The 16911-nt window shown below is 70.8% G+C and carries 18 protein-coding genes; 8 read left to right on the forward strand and 10 right to left on the reverse strand.

Going from position 1 to position 16911, the window contains the following annotated elements; genetic code table 11:
• Nucleotides 1–62: 62 nt before the first annotated feature.
• Genes AOA12_RS08315 through AOA12_RS08325 form a run of 3 tightly spaced genes read left to right on the forward strand, consistent with a single transcriptional unit; the run spans nt 63 to nt 2026 of the window.
• Nucleotides 63–1358 (forward strand): citrate synthase, encoded by a 1296-nt coding sequence (locus AOA12_RS08315; RefSeq protein WP_054681906.1) that lies wholly within the window; start codon nt 63–65, stop codon nt 1356–1358.
• 33 nt (nt 1359–1391) lie between these two features.
• Nucleotides 1392–1655 (forward strand): hypothetical protein, encoded by a 264-nt coding sequence (locus AOA12_RS08320; protein WP_156366443.1) that lies wholly within the window; start codon nt 1392–1394, stop codon nt 1653–1655.
• Nucleotides 1652–2026: a type II toxin-antitoxin system VapC family toxin gene (locus tag AOA12_RS08325; RefSeq protein ID WP_054681909.1), complete on the forward strand. Its 375-nt coding sequence runs from the start codon at nt 1652–1654 to the stop codon at nt 2024–2026. The genes AOA12_RS08320 and AOA12_RS08325 overlap by 4 nt, the downstream gene beginning before the upstream one ends.
• 22 nt (nt 2027–2048) lie before the next feature.
• Here the strand turns inward: AOA12_RS08325 and ppk2 are convergent, their stop codons facing one another.
• The gene (gene ppk2 / locus AOA12_RS08330; protein ID WP_054681911.1) at nt 2049–2852 is read right to left on the reverse strand and encodes a polyphosphate kinase 2; all 804 of its coding nucleotides are present in this window, start codon (nt 2850–2852) and stop codon (nt 2049–2051) included.
• Nucleotides 2853–2925: 73 nt separating this feature from the next.
• On the reverse strand, nt 2926–3870 hold the full coding sequence (dapD, locus tag AOA12_RS08335) for a 2,3,4,5-tetrahydropyridine-2,6-dicarboxylate N-succinyltransferase (RefSeq protein WP_054681913.1): 945 nt from the start codon (nt 3868–3870) through the stop codon (nt 2926–2928).
• A gap of 36 nt (nt 3871–3906) precedes the next feature.
• Between dapD and dapE the strand changes: the two genes are divergently transcribed.
• From dapE to AOA12_RS22555, 3 genes are all read left to right on the forward strand, one after another.
• On the forward strand, nt 3907–4983 hold the full coding sequence (gene dapE / locus AOA12_RS08340) for a succinyl-diaminopimelate desuccinylase (RefSeq protein WP_054681914.1): 1077 nt from the start codon (nt 3907–3909) through the stop codon (nt 4981–4983).
• Complete coding sequence (locus AOA12_RS08345) at nt 4965–6173, forward strand: hypothetical protein (RefSeq protein ID WP_054681915.1); 1209 nt, start codon at nt 4965–4967, stop codon at nt 6171–6173. The genes dapE and AOA12_RS08345 overlap by 19 nt, the downstream gene beginning before the upstream one ends.
• Nucleotides 6174–6267: 94 nt before the next feature.
• Nucleotides 6268–6441, forward strand: a complete 174-nt coding sequence (locus AOA12_RS22555; protein ID WP_082406089.1) for a DUF3117 domain-containing protein — start codon at nt 6268–6270, stop codon at nt 6439–6441.
• 101 nt (nt 6442–6542) lie between these two features.
• On the opposite strand, the gene AOA12_RS08350 is transcribed toward AOA12_RS22555, so the two are convergent.
• The 7 genes from AOA12_RS08350 to AOA12_RS08380 all read right to left on the reverse strand — a co-directional run bounded on the left by AOA12_RS08350 (nt 6543) and on the right by AOA12_RS08380 (nt 14717).
• Nucleotides 6543–7898, reverse strand: a complete 1356-nt coding sequence (locus AOA12_RS08350; RefSeq protein ID WP_054681916.1) for a permease prefix domain 1-containing protein — start codon at nt 7896–7898, stop codon at nt 6543–6545.
• Complete coding sequence (locus tag AOA12_RS08355) at nt 7895–8251, reverse strand: PadR family transcriptional regulator (protein WP_054681917.1); 357 nt, start codon at nt 8249–8251, stop codon at nt 7895–7897. Before AOA12_RS08355 ends, AOA12_RS08350 begins: the two co-directional genes overlap by 4 nt.
• Nucleotides 8252–8374: 123 nt before the next feature.
• On the reverse strand, nt 8375–9763 hold the full coding sequence (locus tag AOA12_RS08360) for an MFS transporter (protein WP_082406090.1): 1389 nt from the start codon (nt 9761–9763) through the stop codon (nt 8375–8377).
• Between the two features lie 80 nt (nt 9764–9843).
• Nucleotides 9844–10239: an OB-fold domain-containing protein gene (locus tag AOA12_RS08365; RefSeq protein WP_054681921.1), complete on the reverse strand. Its 396-nt coding sequence runs from the start codon at nt 10237–10239 to the stop codon at nt 9844–9846.
• 11 nt (nt 10240–10250) lie between these two features.
• Nucleotides 10251–11423: a thiolase family protein gene (locus AOA12_RS08370; RefSeq protein ID WP_054686889.1), complete on the reverse strand. Its 1173-nt coding sequence runs from the start codon at nt 11421–11423 to the stop codon at nt 10251–10253.
• Nucleotides 11424–11428: 5 nt separating this feature from the next.
• Nucleotides 11429–12265, reverse strand: coding sequence for a crotonase/enoyl-CoA hydratase family protein (locus tag AOA12_RS08375; RefSeq protein ID WP_054681923.1), 837 nt, complete (start codon nt 12263–12265; stop codon nt 11429–11431).
• Nucleotides 12266–12332: 67 nt separating this feature from the next.
• Nucleotides 12333–14717 carry a CaiB/BaiF CoA-transferase family protein gene (locus AOA12_RS08380; RefSeq protein ID WP_054681925.1) on the reverse strand — a complete coding sequence of 795 codons (2385 nt, stop codon included), beginning with the start codon at nt 14715–14717 and terminating at the stop codon, nt 12333–12335.
• 158 nt (nt 14718–14875) lie between these two features.
• Between AOA12_RS08380 and AOA12_RS08385 the strand changes: the two genes are divergently transcribed.
• On the forward strand, nt 14876–15769 hold the full coding sequence (locus AOA12_RS08385) for a LysR family transcriptional regulator (protein WP_054681927.1): 894 nt from the start codon (nt 14876–14878) through the stop codon (nt 15767–15769).
• A gap of 50 nt (nt 15770–15819) precedes the next feature.
• On the opposite strand, the gene AOA12_RS08390 is transcribed toward AOA12_RS08385, so the two are convergent.
• On the reverse strand, nt 15820–16455 hold the full coding sequence (locus tag AOA12_RS08390; protein ID WP_054681929.1) for an O-methyltransferase: 636 nt from the start codon (nt 16453–16455) through the stop codon (nt 15820–15822).
• Between the two features lie 75 nt (nt 16456–16530).
• Between AOA12_RS08390 and AOA12_RS08395 the strand changes: the two genes are divergently transcribed.
• Entirely contained in the window at nt 16531–16902 is a 372-nt protein-coding gene (locus AOA12_RS08395; protein ID WP_054681931.1) for a twin-arginine translocase TatA/TatE family subunit, read from the forward strand.
• Nucleotides 16903–16911: the final 9 nt, after the last annotated feature.

Below are 16911 nucleotides of genomic sequence, written 5' to 3' on the forward strand. Positions count from 1 at the left end.
GGCTGTCGGAGTATGCCCCGGTGGCGGATAGGCTGTACACACCCGCACTGCAAGGAGGCTTCGTGAGCGACACGCCCACCCCCGAACTGGCGAGCGTCACCGTCGGCGACCGTACGGCGCAGCTGCCCATCCTGAAGGGGAGCGACGGTGTGCCCAGCGTCGACTTCTCGACGTTCACCAAGCAGACCGGGCATACGGCGCTCGACTACGGGTTCGTGAACACGGCGTCCACCAAGTCGTCGGTCACCTACATCGACGGCGACGCGGGCATCCTGCGCTATCGCGGCTATCCGATCGAGCAGCTCGCGCGCAACTCGACGTACCTCGAGGTCGCCTGGCTGCTGCTCTACGGCGAGCTGCCGTCGGCCACCGAGCTGGCGGACTTCGACGAGCGGATCCGCCGCCACACGCTGCTGCACGAAGACCTCAAGCGCTTCTTCTCCGCGCTGCCGCACACGGCCCACCCCATGTCGGTGCTGTCGTCGGCGACGGCCGCACTGTCGACCTACTACGAGGGCCAGTCCGACCCCGACAACCCCGAGCACGTCGAGCTGAACACGATCCGACTGCTCGCCAAGCTGCCGGTCATCGCCGCCTACGCGCACAAGCGCAGCGTCGGACAGGCCTTCCTGTACCCCGACAACTCGCTGAGCTTCGTCGACAACTTCCTCAAGCTCAACTTCGGCGTGCTGAGCGAGATCTACCAGATCAACCCCGTGATGTCGCGGGCGCTGGAGCGCCTGCTGATCCTGCACGAGGACCACGAGCAGAACGCCTCCACCTCGACCGTGCGCCTGGTCGGGTCGACGGGCGCCAACCAGTTCTCGTCGATCTCGGCGGGCATCAACGCGCTCTACGGCCCGCTGCACGGCGGCGCGAACGAGGCGGTGCTCGACATGCTCGCGCGCATCCGCGACTCGGGCGAGAGCGTCGAGCGCTTCGTCGAGCGGGTCAAGAACAAGGAGGACGGCGTCAAGCTCATGGGCTTCGGCCACCGGGTGTACAAGAACTACGACCCGCGCGCCAAGCTCGTCAAGGAGTCGGCCGACGAGGTGCTCTCCGAGCTCGGCGTGCACGACCCGCTGCTCGACCTCGCCAAGCAGCTCGAGGAGATCGCGCTCAACGACGACTACTTCAAGGAGCGCCGTCTCTACCCGAACGTCGACTTCTACACGGGCGTCATCTACAAGGCGATGGGCTTCCCCACGCGCATGTTCACGGTGCTCTTCGCGATCGGCCGGCTGCCCGGCTGGCTCGCGCACTGGCGCGAGATGCAGCTCGACCCGCAGACGAAGATCGGCCGCCCCCAGCAGCTGTACACGGGCGCCCCGGCACGGGACTACCCCGGCGCCGTCTGAGACGCGCGCACGGGCGGGTGGTACACTCGCCGCATGACAACGGTACACCCTCGTATCCAGGTGACGCCGGACGAAGAGCTGCTGGCGGCGCTGGAGCGCGCTGCCGTGCGCTGGCCGGGCGTGTCGCGCAGCGAGCTGGTGCGCAGGCTCGCTCTCGCGGGCGACCGCTCGGGGCTGGAGGAGCGCGCGCGCCGCACCCTCGAGCGCCGAGCCGCGCTGCAGAGGCTGCGCGCGCTCGGCGCAGATCTCCACGAACCGGACGAGCGCGAACGCCTCCGTGAGGAGTGGCGTCGATGATCCTGGACGCGAGCGTGCTGATCGCCCTCCGCTCGCCGCAGGACGTTCATGCCGAGCGCGCCGCCGCACTGGTGCTCGACGCCGACCGGCTCATCGTCCATCCGGTGACGCTCGCCGAGTGTCTCGTCCGGCCGGCGCGGGCCGGACGAGCCGGGCAGGTGCGACAGGCGCTGCTCGACGGGCTCGGCATCCGGCTCTGGAGCCCCGACGACGACGAGCCGGAGCGCGTCGCGCTTCTGCGCGCCCAGAGCGGCGTCGCCCTGCCGGACTGCTATCCTCTCGCCCTCGCCGAGCAGACCGGCCGACCGCTCGCGACGTACGACGATGCACTGCGCGACGCGGCGCGGGCGCGCGGAGTCGGCGTGGCCTGATCCGCGACCGCGCGGGGGAGGATCAGCCCTTGCGGTGCGCGTGGGCGATGAGCTCGGCCGCGTAGTCGGGCACGTAGTTCTGCTGCTCGCGCGGCGGGCGCTCGTAGCCGCCCGACGCGGGACGCTCGGGGATCGCGATCGCGGGTCGCTCGACCTGGTGGTACGGGACCTGCGAGAGCAGGTGCGCCATCATGTTGACGCGCCCGCGCCGCTTGTCCTCGTTGTCGACCTCGAACCAGCGCGCCTCGGGGATGTCGGTGTGCACGAACATCGTGTCCTTCGCCCGCGAGTAGTCCTCCCACTTCGTGATCGACAGCACGTCGTTGGGGGAGAGCTTCCAGCGCCGCATGGGGTCGTCGTTGCGCGAGCGGAAGCGCTTCTCCTGCTCGACGTCGGAGACGCTGAACCAGTACTTGAGCAGCAGGATGCCGTCCTCGACGAGCATGCGCTCGAAGATCGGCGCCTGGTGCAGGAAGCGGTGGTACTCGGCGTTGCTGCAGTACCCCATGACGTGCTCGACGCCCGCGCGGTTGTACCACGACCGGTCCATCAGCACGATCTCGCCCGCCGCCGGCAGGTGCGGGATGTAGCGCTGGAAGTACCACTGCGTCTTCTCGCGCTCGGTGGGGGTGGGGAGCGCCACGATGCGCGTCACGCGGGGGTTGAGGTACTCCGACACACGCTTGATCGTCGAGCCCTTGCCCGCGGCGTCACGGCCCTCGAAGATCACCACGATGCGGGCGCCCGAGGACTGCACCCACGCCTGCATGTCGACGAGTCGCGCCTGCAGGGCGGCGAGCTCCGTCTCGTACAGCTTCTTCGGCATACGTTGCGTCATGCGCCGAGCCTAGCGGCGCACGACGCAACGTGATGATTCGATGACCGGAGAAAATACCGGGTCAGGCGTGCAGAGCCGCGTTGAGCGTGGTGCCGACGCCGTCGCGGCGCACGGCCTCGATCGCGCCCGTCAGCGAGTTGCGCCGGTACAGGATGCCCGACTCGCCCGACAGCTCCGATCCCTTCACGACGGCACGCGAGCCGTCGTGGCGCAGCGGTCCGAAGGTGAGCTGGATCTTGGAGCCCGCGGTGACGTAGAGGCCGGCCTCGACGACGCAGTCGTCGCCGAGGGAGATGCCCACGCCCGCGTTGGCGCCCAGCAGGGTGCGCGCGCCGATCTCGATGCGGTGCGTGCCGCCGCCCGAGAGCGTGCCCATGATCGAGGCGCCGCCGCCGATGTCGCTGCCGTCGCCGACGACGACGCCCTGCGAGATGCGGCCCTCGACCATCGAGGCGCCGAGCGTGCCGGCGTTGAAGTTCACGAAACCCTCGTGCATGACCGTCGTGCCCGGCGACAGGTAGGCGCCGAGGCGCACCCGCGCGGCATCCGCGATGCGCACGCCGGGCGGCGTGACGTAGTCGAGCAACTGCGGGAACTTGTCGAGGCTGTGCACGTGGATGCCGGCGCGCGTGAGCTGCGGGCGGAGCCGCTGCGCGTCGTCGGGGTGCACGGGGCCGGCGTTGCTCCAGGCGACGATGGGCAGGTGGCCGAAGATGCCGTCGAGGTTGAGGTCGTTCGGGCGCACGAGGCGCGTGGAGAGCGCGTGCAGACGCAGATAGGCGTCGGTCGTGCCCGCCGGGGGCGCATCCAGGTCGATCTCGGCGGTCACGACGTCCACGGTGACGGCGCGGCGCTCGTCGGGGCCCGCCTGCGCCTCGAGCCCGCTCGTGTCGAGATCGCCGGGGACGCGGCCCAGAGCGGGCGCGGGGAACCAGGTGTCGAGAACGGTGCCATCGGCGCTGCGCGTCGCGAGCCCGGCGCCCCATACCCATCGTTGTTCGCTCATCCGTCCAGGCTATCGCCCGCGGATAGACTCGGCAGCATGCCCGGGCTGGATCTGACCGCATCTTCCGTCGACATCACGCGCGCCATCTGCGACATCCCGAGCGTGTCGGGAGGCGAGACGGCGCTCGCCGATCTCATCTTCGAGGCCGTGAGCGCGTGCCCGCACCTCGACGTCCATCGCGACGGCGACACGATCGTGGCGCGCACGCAGCTGGGCCGCGCCCGCCGCGTGGCGATCGCGGGGCACATCGACACCGTGCCGATCAACGCGAACCTGCCGACGCGCACGCTCGAGACCGACGGGGAGACCGTGCTGTGGGGCCGGGGCACCGTCGACATGAAGGCGGGCGTCGCGGTGCAGCTCAAGCTCGCCGCCGAGCTGACGGCGCCGCCCGTCGACATCACCTGGATGTGGTACGACCACGAGGAGGTCGCGGCCGAGCTGAACGGCCTCACCCGGCTCGCGCGCACCCGCCCCGATCTCTTCGCCGCCGACTTCGCGATCCTCGGCGAGCCGTCGGACGGCGAGGTCGAGGGCGGATGCAACGGCAACCTCCGCGTCGTCGCGCGCACCCACGGCGTGCGGGCGCACAGCGCCCGGGCGTGGATCGGCGAGAACGCCATCCACCGCGCGGCGCCGATCCTGCAGCGCCTCGCCGACTACACGCCGCGCGACGTGGAGGTCGAGGGTCTCGTGTACCGCGAGGGGCTGAACGCCGTGCGCATCGGCGGGGGCATCGCGGGCAACGTCATCCCCGACCTGTGCGAGGTCGAGATCAACTACCGCTTCGCGCCGAGCCGCGACGTCGCCGAGGCCGAGGCGCACGTGCGCGACGTGCTCGCGGGCTTCGAGGTCGAGGTCGTCGACGCGGCGCCCGGCGCCCGGCCGGGGCTCGACGCGGCGCTCGCCCAGGAGTTCGTGGCCGCCGTCGGCGCGCGCCCGCGGCCCAAGTACGGCTGGACCGACGTCGCACGGTTCTCGGCGATGGGCGTGCCGGCGGTCAACTACGGCCCGGGCGACCCGCACCTGGCCCACCACGACGAGGAGCGCGTGCCGGTGCGGCAGATCATCGACGTCGAGCGCGGCCTGCGCACGTGGCTCACGGCATCCTGACCGGGTTCCGTGCGTGGCCCGCGTGGGCCCGGGTCGCCGCGATCTATCTCGCGGCACGCATCGCGACGACGGCGATGCTGATCCTCGCCGCGTCGCTCGCGGGACCCGGCTCCCGGCACGGCGCGCACGCGACGCCCCTCGACCTCATGATGGGGTGGGACGCGCAGTGGTACTGGCTCATCGCCGTCGAGGGGTATCCCGCCGAGCTGCCGCGCGACGAGACGGGGCTCGTGGCCACGAACCAGTGGGCGTTCATGCCGCTCTACCCGATGCTCGCGCGGCTTCTCTCGTCGTTCTCCGGCGACTATCGGGTGACGGCCGTCGCGGTGTCCGTCGTCGCGGGATACCTCGCGAGCCTCGTGCTGCATCGCCTGCTCCGCCGGCGCGTCGACGACGCCGCCGCGACGTGGGCGGTCGCGTTCTTCGCGGCCGGGCCGCTCGCCGCCCTGTTCCAGATGGGATACGCCGAGGCGCTCTTCCTGCTCTGGCTGTTCCTCGCGCTCGACGTGCTCGTGCGGCGGCGGTTCGCGTGGCTGTACCTGCTGATCCCGCTGATGGGCTTCACCCGGCCCGGCGTGCTGGCGTTCTCGCTGCTGCTCGCGCTCTACGGCATCCAGCGCTGGCGGGACCGTCGTCGCGACCCCCTGCCGGTGGGACACGTCGTGCACATCGTCGCGACGGGGCTCTGGGCCGCCGTCGTGGGGTTCTCGTGGCAGGTGCTCGCGGGCGTCGTGACGGGCGACGCCGAGGCGTACCTGGAGACGGAGCTGTCGTGGCGGCGCACCTGGCTCGACGGCGACGACGGCGGGTTCGTGCCGTTCGAGGGCTTCGTCCAGGCCGCGGGCATCTGGTTCCCGTACTGGGGCGTTCCGGTGTGGTTCGGGCTCGTCGCGCTCGTCGTGCTCGTGGCCTCCTTCGCCGCGCTGCTGCTGTTCGATCCGCACGTGCGGCGGCTCGGCATCGAGATCCGGCTGTGGTCGGCGAGCTACGTCCTGTACCTGCTGGCCGTCTTCTTCCCGCAGTCGAGCATCTTCCGCCTGCTGCTCCCGCTCGCCCCGCTCGCGGGCGCCCTCGCGCTGGTCCCCGCGCGGCCGTGGCGGATCGGGGTGCTCGTGGCGGGTCTCGCGGGGCAGTGGCTGTGGATCCACCAGATGCTGGTGCTCGGCAACGCGTTCTATCAGGTGCCGTAGGGGGCGTCGCCGTCCTCTCGGGCGAGCGGAAGCGACGATGTCGCGCGCGGCCCGGTAAACTCTCTGGGAGAGACCGATGGAAAGGGAGCCGCAAATGGCAGCCATGAAGCCGCGAACCGGTGACGGACCGATGGAGGCCGTGAAGGAGGGGCGCCTCATCATCGTGCGTGTTCCCCTGGAAGGCGGAGGACGTCTGGTCGTGTCGGTGAACGACGACGAGGCCAAGGAACTCCACAGCGTGCTCGGTGAGGTCGTCGGCGCCGCCTGACACCCCCGCACCAGCGGCCGGTCGCCTCGCGACCGGCCGCTTTCGCTTTCCCGTGACGGGTCGCCCTTCTGCTGTCTGCGGCAGGGAAGGGCCGGCCGGCGTCAGGCGAACGCGAACACCGGCGGGAAGACCACCACGACGACGGCCGCCCACGCGAGGTACACCGGCACGTAGGACGTCTGCCACGACTCGAGCGCCGAGAACCTCTCGCGGCCGCGCAGGAAGCCGAGCTGCAGCCAGCCCGCTCCCGCGAGATTGGCGAACAGCACGAGGTTCACGCCGAGCGACGCGAGCTTGTTGGCGCTCAGCCCGTACTCGCCGATGCGGCCGAGCATCGCGGCGAGCACGATGAGGTCGACGATGAGCGCCGCCGCGATCATCGCCAGCTGCGTGCCCTCGAACCAGCCCGGGCGCGCGTCGGGGTCGCGCGCCGACATCGTGTACAGCAGGAGCGCGAGCGTCGCGACGAGCACGACGTCGAACACGATCAGCAGCTCGCGGCTGCCGTCGATGAGGTCGTTCTGCACGACCGCGGCGGCGACGAGCGCGAGCAGCACGATCGTGAACAGCGGCGTGAACAGGCGCGTGAGCACGGGGACGATGTTCTCGATGACGCTCTGCTTCTCCTCGACGAGCCAGGCGCCGATGACGAACGCCGCGGCCGTGCCCGCGGGCGCGATCCACTCGACGGCCGGCTCGAGGGCCGAGACGCCGACGGTCGCGAACGCCCCGACCGCGATGGCCGTGAGCACGACGCCCCCGACGAGGATCAGGGCCACGTAGACGATCCACTCGCCCGTGAAGCGGATGAGGTTCATCCGCGCGGGCCCGCTGCGGGCGTCGCCGTCCGCGTACGCGAAGCCCACGGCCAGCCACAGGACGACCGCCGCGTGCGCGATCGCGAGCACGTGCGTCATGCCGAACGCGTCGAACGGATACCACGCGAGCAGCGCGCCGACCAGCACGAACGGGAGCAGCGTGCCGACCGTCGTCGTCGCGCGGGCGCCGCGGCGGATCAGGAGGTAGGCGGCCAGCGGAGCGAGGTAGAGCACCGGCAGCGCGGGCACCATGATCTCGGGCGTGTCCCACGGCGTCAGGCCGAACAGCGTGGGCGCCGTGACCCACAGCGCCGCCGCGATCGCGGCGACGACGGCGACGGCGAGCGTGTGCCGCCGGGGCTGCGGCGTCGCCTCGTCGCCCGCGACCAGCTGCTTCCAGAGCCGGTCGGCGTGCTCGCGGCCGAACTCGCGCGAGAGGTCGTCGACGCGGCCCAGGCGGCGCACGGCGACGAGGAAGGCCTCGTCGTCGCTCAGCCCCGACTGCTCCAGTGCGTCGATCTGGTGCCGCAGGTGGTCTTCCAGCTCGTCGACGTCGTCGTGCGCGATCGAGCGCCCGCGGCTGACGAACGACCGCCAGTGCGCGATGCGCTGCTCGGCCGGCGACGACGCGGCGCTCATCGTGCGGCTCCCCAGGCGAGGCCGTCGCCGCTGTCCCACACGCGGCCGAGGGCGGCACCCACGACCTGCCACTGCGCGCGCTGCTCCGCGAAGACGCGCGCCCCGCTCTCGCGGAGGCGGTAGTGCTTCCTGCGGCGCCCGTTGGGCGCCCGCACCCAGGTCGACTCGATGTGCCCGAGCCGCTCGAGGCGGTGCAGCAGCGGGTAGAGCATGCCGTCGCTCCACTCGAGGCGTCCCTCGGAGAGCTCGGCGATGCGCTGCAGGATCGCGTAGCCGTACGACTCGCCCTCGGCGAGGATGCCGAGGACGAGGGGCGTCGCGGCGGCGGCGACGAGGTCTTTTCCGATGTGCATGCGGCCTCCCGGTGTCGGTGACCTGATCATATGCCTCGCAGCTCTATGTATAACTGTGAGAGGTATGAGAGCCCGCCGACGAGGGGATCCCCTCGTCGGCGGGCTCAGCAGCGAACGGGCGGGTCAGCTCGCGATCTCCTCCAGGGAGCGGTTGCGGGTCCGCACACCGAAAGCAATGATCACGGCCGACAGCACGACTGCTGCGATGATCGCGATGCCCGCGGGCACGGCACCGGACTGCACGAGGATCGGCAGCACGATCAACGGTGCGACGGCGCCGCCGAGATGGCCGATGCCGTCGCAGATGGATGCGGCGGTGCCGCGTGCACGGGTGGGGAACACCTCGGCGGTGTACGTGTACGCGGGGGTGGCCATCACCGCGATGCCGAAGGTGGCCAGCAGGGCCCCGGCGGTTGCGGCCCATTCACCGAGTCCGGAGATGACGAGGGCCACTGCCGCGGCGAACAGGAGCACTCCGCCGATCACGATGGTGCGTCGTTCCATGCGCTCGATGAGGAACACCACGATCAGTGCGGCGACGATCGGAGTGGCACGGGTGAGCACCGTGATGATGAGCGCGTTCGAGGTGGAGACGCCGATTCCCTCCAGGATCAGCGGCAGGTAGCTGGTGAAGGCGTACATGCCGATGTAGAAGATGAACCAGAAGCCGAGCACGACCAGCAGGCGACCGAGCAAGGGGCGGCGCAGGAGAGAGCGCAGCGGCGACTCGACCGGACCGTGCGCAACGGGCTTGAGCTCTTCGGCGAAGTCCTCGTCCACGGCCTCCGGGGGAAGGCCGGCGAGGCCACGCATGCGGTGGGCGATCACGGAGGCCTCGCGGATGCGGCCGTGCTCGGCCAGCCAGCGCGGAGACTCCATGAGCGACCGGGAGTTGATGAACGGCACGACCAGCAGAACGGCGCCGCCGAAGCCGAGGAGCACCCGCCATCCCGAGTCGGGGAGAGCCTCGAGGAGCGGCAGCGACAGCAGTCCGCTCGCCAGCAGGAGGAAAGCGCCCCACAGGTAGATGCGGGCGAGGTACTGACCGCGTCGGTTCTGCGGTGCCATCTCGCCGATGTACGCGGTGCACAGGGCGAGAACGGCGCCCATGCCGCATCCGGCCACGAAGCGGAACAGGGCCAGCGAGAGTCCGTCCCAGACGAATGCTGTCGCAAGCCCGCCGACACCCAGCGTGATGAAGGTGAGCAGCAGTCCGAGCTGACGGCCCTTGCGGTCGGCGATGTAGCCGAACGCGTACGCGCCGATGGCGTAGCCGACGAGGTTCAGGGTGACCGGGAGACCGAAGTCGGCGGTCTCCAGCCCGAGGCTGTTGCGGATTCCGGGGATGGTCAGTGCGAACACTGAGATCTCGTAGTTCGTGAAGAAGTAGGCCAGGAAGAGGGCGAACCAGGCTCCGCGGTTGAGACCCACGCGTGGCATCGCGTCGATCGCCTGTGCGATTGTCGGTCTGGTCTGCGCCACGGAGGCGGGGACAGTGGTTTCGTCGGACATCGTTGTCGCTTTCTCGAAAAGGCGCGGCCTGTCGCGGATGGGGCCGGCCGCCGCGCCGCGCGGTCCGGCCCCAGGATCGTTCAGGTGATGGTGAAGGCGGGAACGGTGGCGTGCTCGGGCTCGGGACCGGTGCGAAGGAACGTGACGTGCGCGGCGGCGCCGGTCAGCTGCTCCGGCACGCGGTCGGTGAGCAGCTCGGCCCACAGCCACGGGCCTTCGGCGAGCTGGACGATCCCGAAGAGGACCTGCGTCGGCGATCCGTCAGGACCACGGTTGTGGCCGATGGACCAGCTGACGACGGTGCCCTCGCCGGAGGCCGGAACGTAGCGCAGGTGCTCCGGGTCGGCCGTGACGTCGGTCTGCGCGTCGAGGTGCTCGCCGGTCTGCGTGTTCTGGACGATGAGCAGCTCTCCGCGTTCGCAGCCGTCCAGGAACGTGCTCGTGGCGTCGTCGCGGACGATCGGGAAAATGGGCATGGCGGTGTCTCCTAGTCGTCGTTGCCGAGGATGAGGGTGGAGTGATAGTCGAGGACGCCGCCGTTGCCGGACACGAGCACGCGGGCGTGCTTGTCGACCTGGCGTTCGCCGGCCTGTCCGCGGGCCTGGATGATCCCTTCGGACAGGGGCGTCATGCCCCAGAGGTAGTACGACGACAGCTGGCCGCCGCCGGTGTTGACCTTCAGCGAGCCGTTGGGGCCGAGCACGCCCGGCTGCGACACGAACGCGCCGCCCTCCCCCTTCTCGCAGAACCCGTAGTCCTCCAGGCTGATCAGCGCGGTGAAGGTGTAGCAGTCGTACAGCTCGACCACGTCGATGTCGGCCAGGCTCAGTCCCGCCATCCTCAACGCGGCCGGCCCCGCCGACGCCGCCCCGCTGACGAGTCCGAAGTCCTCGTTGCGGATCCCGGTACGGCCGGGGTGAGCCTGGGCCCACCCGAGGACGTCGACGACGGGCTGGCGAAGCCCCTCGGCCCGGTCGCGGCTGGTGACGATGACGGCGATGCCGCCGTTGGAGACGAGGCAGCAGTCCAGCAGGCGGAACGGGTCGGAGATCATCCGCGATGCCTGATGGTCTTCGAGGCTGATCGGCTCGCGCATCTGCGCGCGGGGGTTCATCGCGGCCCATTCCCGCTGTGCGACCGCGATGGACCCGAGCTGCTCGCTGGTGGTGCCGTAGGCGTCCATGTGTCGACGGGCGGCGAGGGCGTACATGTTGTTGGCCGTCAGCGCGCCACCGGTGTTGCGGATCGACATCCATCCTGAGGGCGTCTTCTGGGCGTACGCGCCATAGGCGGCGCCTCCGCCGCGGTTCTGCTTCAGCGGGTTGTCGGCCCACACCACGGCGACGGTGTCGGCCATGCCGGACTGGACCGCCATCGACGCGTACTGCACCATCTGGCCGGCGGTCGAGCCGTATCCCTGCATGTAGGTGAACAGCTTCAGGTCGGTCATGCCCAGCTCGTTCTGCATGTCCAGGCCGATGTCGTTGCTCAGCCCGCCCGAGACGATCAGACCGTCGATGTCGGCCAGACCCAGGCCCGCGTCGTCGGCGGCCAGGCGCACGGCCTGCGCGGCGAACTGCGGCGCAGTGGAGCCGAACACCTTGCCGACCTCGGTGATTCCCAGACCCGCGATGGCGGGGGAACGGTGAGTGGTGGTCATCGCCGTCACCGTCCCGTCCACCGCGGTGCGCGCTTCTCGGCGAACGCCGCGAGACCCTCGCGCGTGTCGTCGCTGGCCAGGAGGATCTCTCCTTCGGCGGCGTTGCGCTCCCAGTCGGCCACTTCGTCGTCACGGTGCCCGTCGGTGATGCCCTGCGCGATGCGCTTGGTGACCTGCACGGCCAGCGGCGCGTTCGCGCAGATCCGCTCGGCGAGGTCGCGGGCGGCGTCCGTCAGCTGATCGGCGGGAACGACGCGATTGACCAGGCCGACCTCCAGGGCGCGCTGCGCCGAGATCGGCTCACCGGTAAGCATGGCCTCCATCGCGATCTTGCGCGGGATCTGGCGGCCCAGGCGGAACGCCCCGCCGGCGCCGGCGTAGATGCCGCGCTTGACCTCCGGCAGGCCGAAGGAGGCGGTGTCGATGGAGACCGCGAGGTCGCACTGCAGCAGGATCTCGGTGCCCCCGCCGAGGGCGAAGCCGTTCACCGCTGCGATGACGGGCTTGGAGACGTGGTGCTCCACGAAGCCGGCGAATCCCCATGCCTTCACCCTGTCGTCGGTGGGCGTCAGCTCTCCGCGTGCCGCCGCCTTCAGGTCCGCTCCTGCGCAGAACGACTTGTCGCCGGCGCCGGTGATGATCACGACCCAGATGTCGTGGTCGTTCTCGGCGACCTCCAGCGCTTCGCCGATGCCGATCATCACGTTCATGTTCACGGCGTTGCGCGCTTCGGGGCGGTTGATCGTCACGGTCAGGATGTGGCCGTCCCGGTGCGCCAGCACCGCTCCGTCGCCGCCGATCTGCACCTGTTCGCCACTGATCGTGGTTGCGCTGTCGGTCATGAGTCCTCCTTGGTTCGTTGGGTAGGGGTGTTTGTCGGGCAGGGGTCTTCGGGTCGGGCGAGCACGGTCAGGAGCGCGTCGGTGCCGGGACGGGATATGGCTGCAGGACGTCCGCGGCGACCAGCCGCGCGATGGCGGCGTCGTCCAGGCCGAGGATGTCGCGGGCGATGTCCTCGGTGTGCTGACCCTGCAACGGTGCGGGGCGCAGCAACGGGCTGAGGCCGCTGCTGAACCGGGCCTCGGACAGGAACGTGGGCAGCGGCTCCTCGAACTGCGGCTGCACGAGCAGGCCGAGCAGCTCCCGGGCCGCGGCATGCTCGTCGGCGGCGAGGTCGGCGACGCGCAGCATCCGCCCGCACGCGACCCCCGCGGACTGCAGCTCGTGCTCGATGCGCTCCGGGTCACGCTCACCGGTCCATGCCGTCACCGCGCGCTCGAGCTCTCCGGCGCGGGCGAGGCGTCCCTCGGGGGTGTGCAGGACCGCGTCTTCGAGCCAGTCGGTCCGCGACATCGCCCTCGCCAGGCTGAGGAAGGAGCGCGTGTCGGTCACGTCGACGACGACCCACTCGTCATCACCCCGGGCGGGGTAGGGGCCGGACGGCGCATCGTGTCCGCGACGGTTGCCTTCGGCGCGGATCCGCCCGGGGTGCAGGTGCTCGGCGGCGAACCTCTCGGCCAGTCCGGCGAAGATGACGTCGATCTGCGCACAGGACAGGTGCCCGCCGAGGCCGGTGCGCTCGCGACGCAGCAGCAAGGCGACGACCCCCGCGGCGATGGCGCGTGCGGCGACGTGGTCGGGGTAGATCGTGATCGCGTCGCTGTAGCTGTCGGGCACGCCGGGGTACATCCAGGAACGGCTCAGGGCCGAGCTCGCCCGAACCAGCGGGCCGTATCCCATCCGCCCGCTCCACGGGCCCTTGCGTCCGAACGCGCTCGATTCCGTGAGGATGATGCGCGGGTTGAGGGCGGCGAGGTCGGCGTAGCCGATGCCGAGCTTCTCCAGGGTGCCGGGCTTGAAGTTGGAGAAGACCATGTCGGCCTCCGCGACGAGGTCGCGGAAGATCCCCATGCCCTCCTCCGTGCGCAGGTTCAGGCCCAGGCTGCGCTTGTTGCGATGCCCCCAGGAGAACCCCTCGGTGATCAGCTGCCCGCCGTAGGTCTGCCGGCTGCCGTCGGGGAACTGGCGGCTCTCGATCTTGATGACGTCGGCGCCGTAGTCGGCGAACAGCCGGCCCAGTTCCGCACCGACGACGATCACACCGAGGTCGAGCACACGCAGGCCCTCGAAGGGACGGATCCGGTGGCGCCGTCCTCTCACGGAGGAGCCGTCTTGAGGGGACGGGTGCGGCGCATCGGACGCGGGTGCCGTCGGCGCGCGTTTCGCGTCGTCGATCTCGAGCACCCCGGTGGGCACGGGAACGCGGGTGCCGTCGGCGAGCTCGGTCTCGCGGAACGTGCCCGCCGCCGCGAACGCGGGCTCCGCGAGCACTTCCCCTGCGGTGAGGACCGCAGCGATCGGCACGCCGTGACGGGTTCCCGCCTCGACCGCTTCGGCTCGGGTGAGACCCGCGAAAAGACGCTCGTAGTACGGGCGGATGACGGCGTCGGCCTGCTGGCGAGAGGTGAGCTCGTCGTACCGGTCCCCGGCGAGCTGCTCCGGCCGGCCGAGCCAGTCGAGCATGCTCTGCCACTGCCGCGGGCTCAGCACGCAGATGCGCACATCGCCGTCCTTGGCGGGGAAGGTCGGGTACAGGTGGCGGGCATCGGGCCGGCCGCGCGGCAGATCAGCCATGGGCGCGCCGGCGCGCGCGCTGCCGCCGATCCCGAACCCGGGGTCGAGCAGATGCGTCATCGCGTCCAGGACGGAGAAGTCGATGTACTCGCCGCTGCCCCGCTGGCGGGCGTGCGCGACGCCGAGCATCACCACCCACGCCGCCTGCATCGTGGCCGCCTCATACGCGAGATGCTCCGGCGGAAGCAGCGGCTCGACGATCTCCGGAAGCCCCGATCGAGACAGCACGCCGCTGAGTGCGAACAGCACATCCGGCGTCGCGGACCACGCGGCACGCGGGCCCGTCAGACCGAAGTCCGTGACCGACAGGGTGACCAGCTGCGGGGCGATCTCGGCCAGACGCGCGGCGGTGTACCCCCAGTCGTCGAGCACACCGGCGGGAAGATTCACCAGGAAGACGTCCGCTCCGACGAGCATCGCTTCGAAGGCACGGCGCCCCGCGGGCGTACGCGGGTCGGCGACCGCCCGCCGCTTGCCGGATCCACGCACCGCGCGGGCCAGCGGATCCGTCCCGGTCGCGTCGTCTCGCGGCAGATCGACGGCCGTGACATCGGCCCCCAGCTCTGCGAGATAGGCGCCGAGGCTCTCGTTGCGACCAGAAACGGCATCCAGGATCCGGACTCCGTCCAGAGGCGGCTGATAGGTGAGGTGCGTCGGCATGCCACATACTCCTTTGTCGTGACTCGCGCTGCGAAGCGGTCACCACCCACTGTCGCATCGCGCCCCGTGCACGTACATCGCCGCTTCGGACTGCTGCATACGCGCCGATTTGGGCGCTGCACCTGCTAATCCATGCACGGTGATGGCAGGATGGGGGAATGCAGCTCTCGCACCTGCGTGCCTTCCTCGCCGCCTCCCGCACCCACAACATCGCCCGTGCCGCAGAGTCCCTGCATCTGACCCCGTCACCGGTCAGCCGCACGCTCCGGCAGCTCGAACAGGAGCTGGGCGTCCAGCTCTTCGAACGGCGGTATCACGAGCTCGCGCCCACCGATGCCGGCCGGGATCTCCTGCCCCGGGTCGTGGAGATCCTGTCGCTGGTGGACGATCTGGTCGTGCCCGCCGACCGCCCTCGGGCCATACGGGTCGGCTGCACGCCCTGGGCACCTGCCCGGTACATCGAACGGGTGCGCGAGGCCATGCACCAGCACGACGAGCCCCTCTCGACCGTCACCGAGGCGATGTCGTCCACACTCCTGGTCCCGCTCGCACACGGCGACCTGGACCTCGCGGTCGTGCACCTGCCCGTCGATCTCCCGGGGGTCAGCGTCCGCCCGCTGGCCCGCTACCAGTTCTATGCGTTCAGCTCCGCAGACTCCGGCCTTCCCGAGACGACCATCCACCTGTCAGAGCTCGCCGGACGCCGTGGCCTCACCCTCCCGTCGGCGCTGCAGCCGGCGCCCATGGAGGAGCTGGTCGCATCGGCACGAAACGCGGGACTGGACATGCACGAGATCGACTTCGCCCAGCTGGTCATGCTCGAGTCGCTCCTCCGGGGCGAACAGGCCGTGCTGCTCTGCAACGCCCCGCCCGACACCCCGCTGTGGCCCATGCTCAGCCGCGGCAACCTCATCCGCACACCGCTCGACCTCGATGACATCCACTTCGAGCTCGGCCTCGTCTGGCGCACCGCCGACAGCCTGCGCGGCGACCGGATCCGAGCCCTCGTCGAGCACGTGCATCCGAGCGACAAGCCCGCAGAGGTCGTCTAGGGCGCCCCTCACGACCTCGCGGTGTGCCGTGCGAGGTGGGGGGACACGCCCTAGTCGTGACGGATCGTCGTGAGCTGCAGCAGCCCCTCGCCGGCGATCGACAGGGCCTCGAGCACGGCGGGGGAGTCGCGGGTCTCCTGGATGAGCGAGCGATAGGCGCGCGTGACCGGGTCGCGGCGCACCGGGTCGGCGACGGCGCCGCCCGCGAGCACGCGCGGCACCAGCACGGTGCCTCCCGGTCGCACGAGCCGGAGGCCGTGCTCGACGTACTCGATCACGCCCTCCGGGTCGGCGTCGACGAGCACGATGTCGTAGGCGGCCTCGTTCATGCGCGGCAGCACGTCGGCGGCGCGGCCGGTGATGAACCGTGCGCGCGTCGTCGGCACGCGCGCATCGGCGAAGGCGCGGCGCGCGAGCGCGAGGTGCTCGGGCTCGCAGTCGATCGTCGTGAGCGTCGCGCGGGGGGCGCCGTGCAGCAGCCACAGGCCCGAGACGCCCGTGCCCGTGCCCACCTCGACGATGCTGCGCGCGTCGGTCGCCGCGGCGAGCACGGCGATCTGCGCGCCGACGGCGGGGCTCACGGGCGCGGCGCCGACCTCGAGGGCGTGCGTGCGCGCCCGCGCGATGACGTCCGGCTCGACGGTCGACTCGTCGAGGAACCTGCGGATGGCGTCGATGTCGCCCATGTGGTGAACCTCCCCCGGCAAGGGTACGGCCCGTCGGAACAACCCGTGCTGAGGCGCACGGGTAACCTTGAGGGCATGTTCTTCGGGCTCGACATGGAGAAGCTGATCATCATCGGCGTCATCGCGGCGCTGCTCATCGGCCCCGAACGTCTGCCGAAGGCGGCGGAGGCGCTCACGCGCTTCATCCGGCAGGCGCGCGACTGGATGCGCGGCGCGAAGGGCAAGATGAAGGACGAGCTCGGCGACGACTTCGACGAGATCGAATGGCGCAAGCTCGATCCGCGCCAGTACGACCCGCGTCGCATCATCCGGGACGCCCTCCTCGACGACGCGCCCGTGCGCACCGTGCAGGCCGCGGCCGTCGGCGGGGCGATCACCGCCGCCGCGGCGCCGCCGCAGCGCTTCGAGCCCGACGGCCCCGTGCCGTTCGACGACGAGGCGACCTGAGCCCGGCGC

The organism is Microbacterium sp. No. 7 (assembly GCF_001314225.1).
GTDB lineage: Bacteria > Actinomycetota > Actinomycetes > Actinomycetales > Microbacteriaceae > Microbacterium.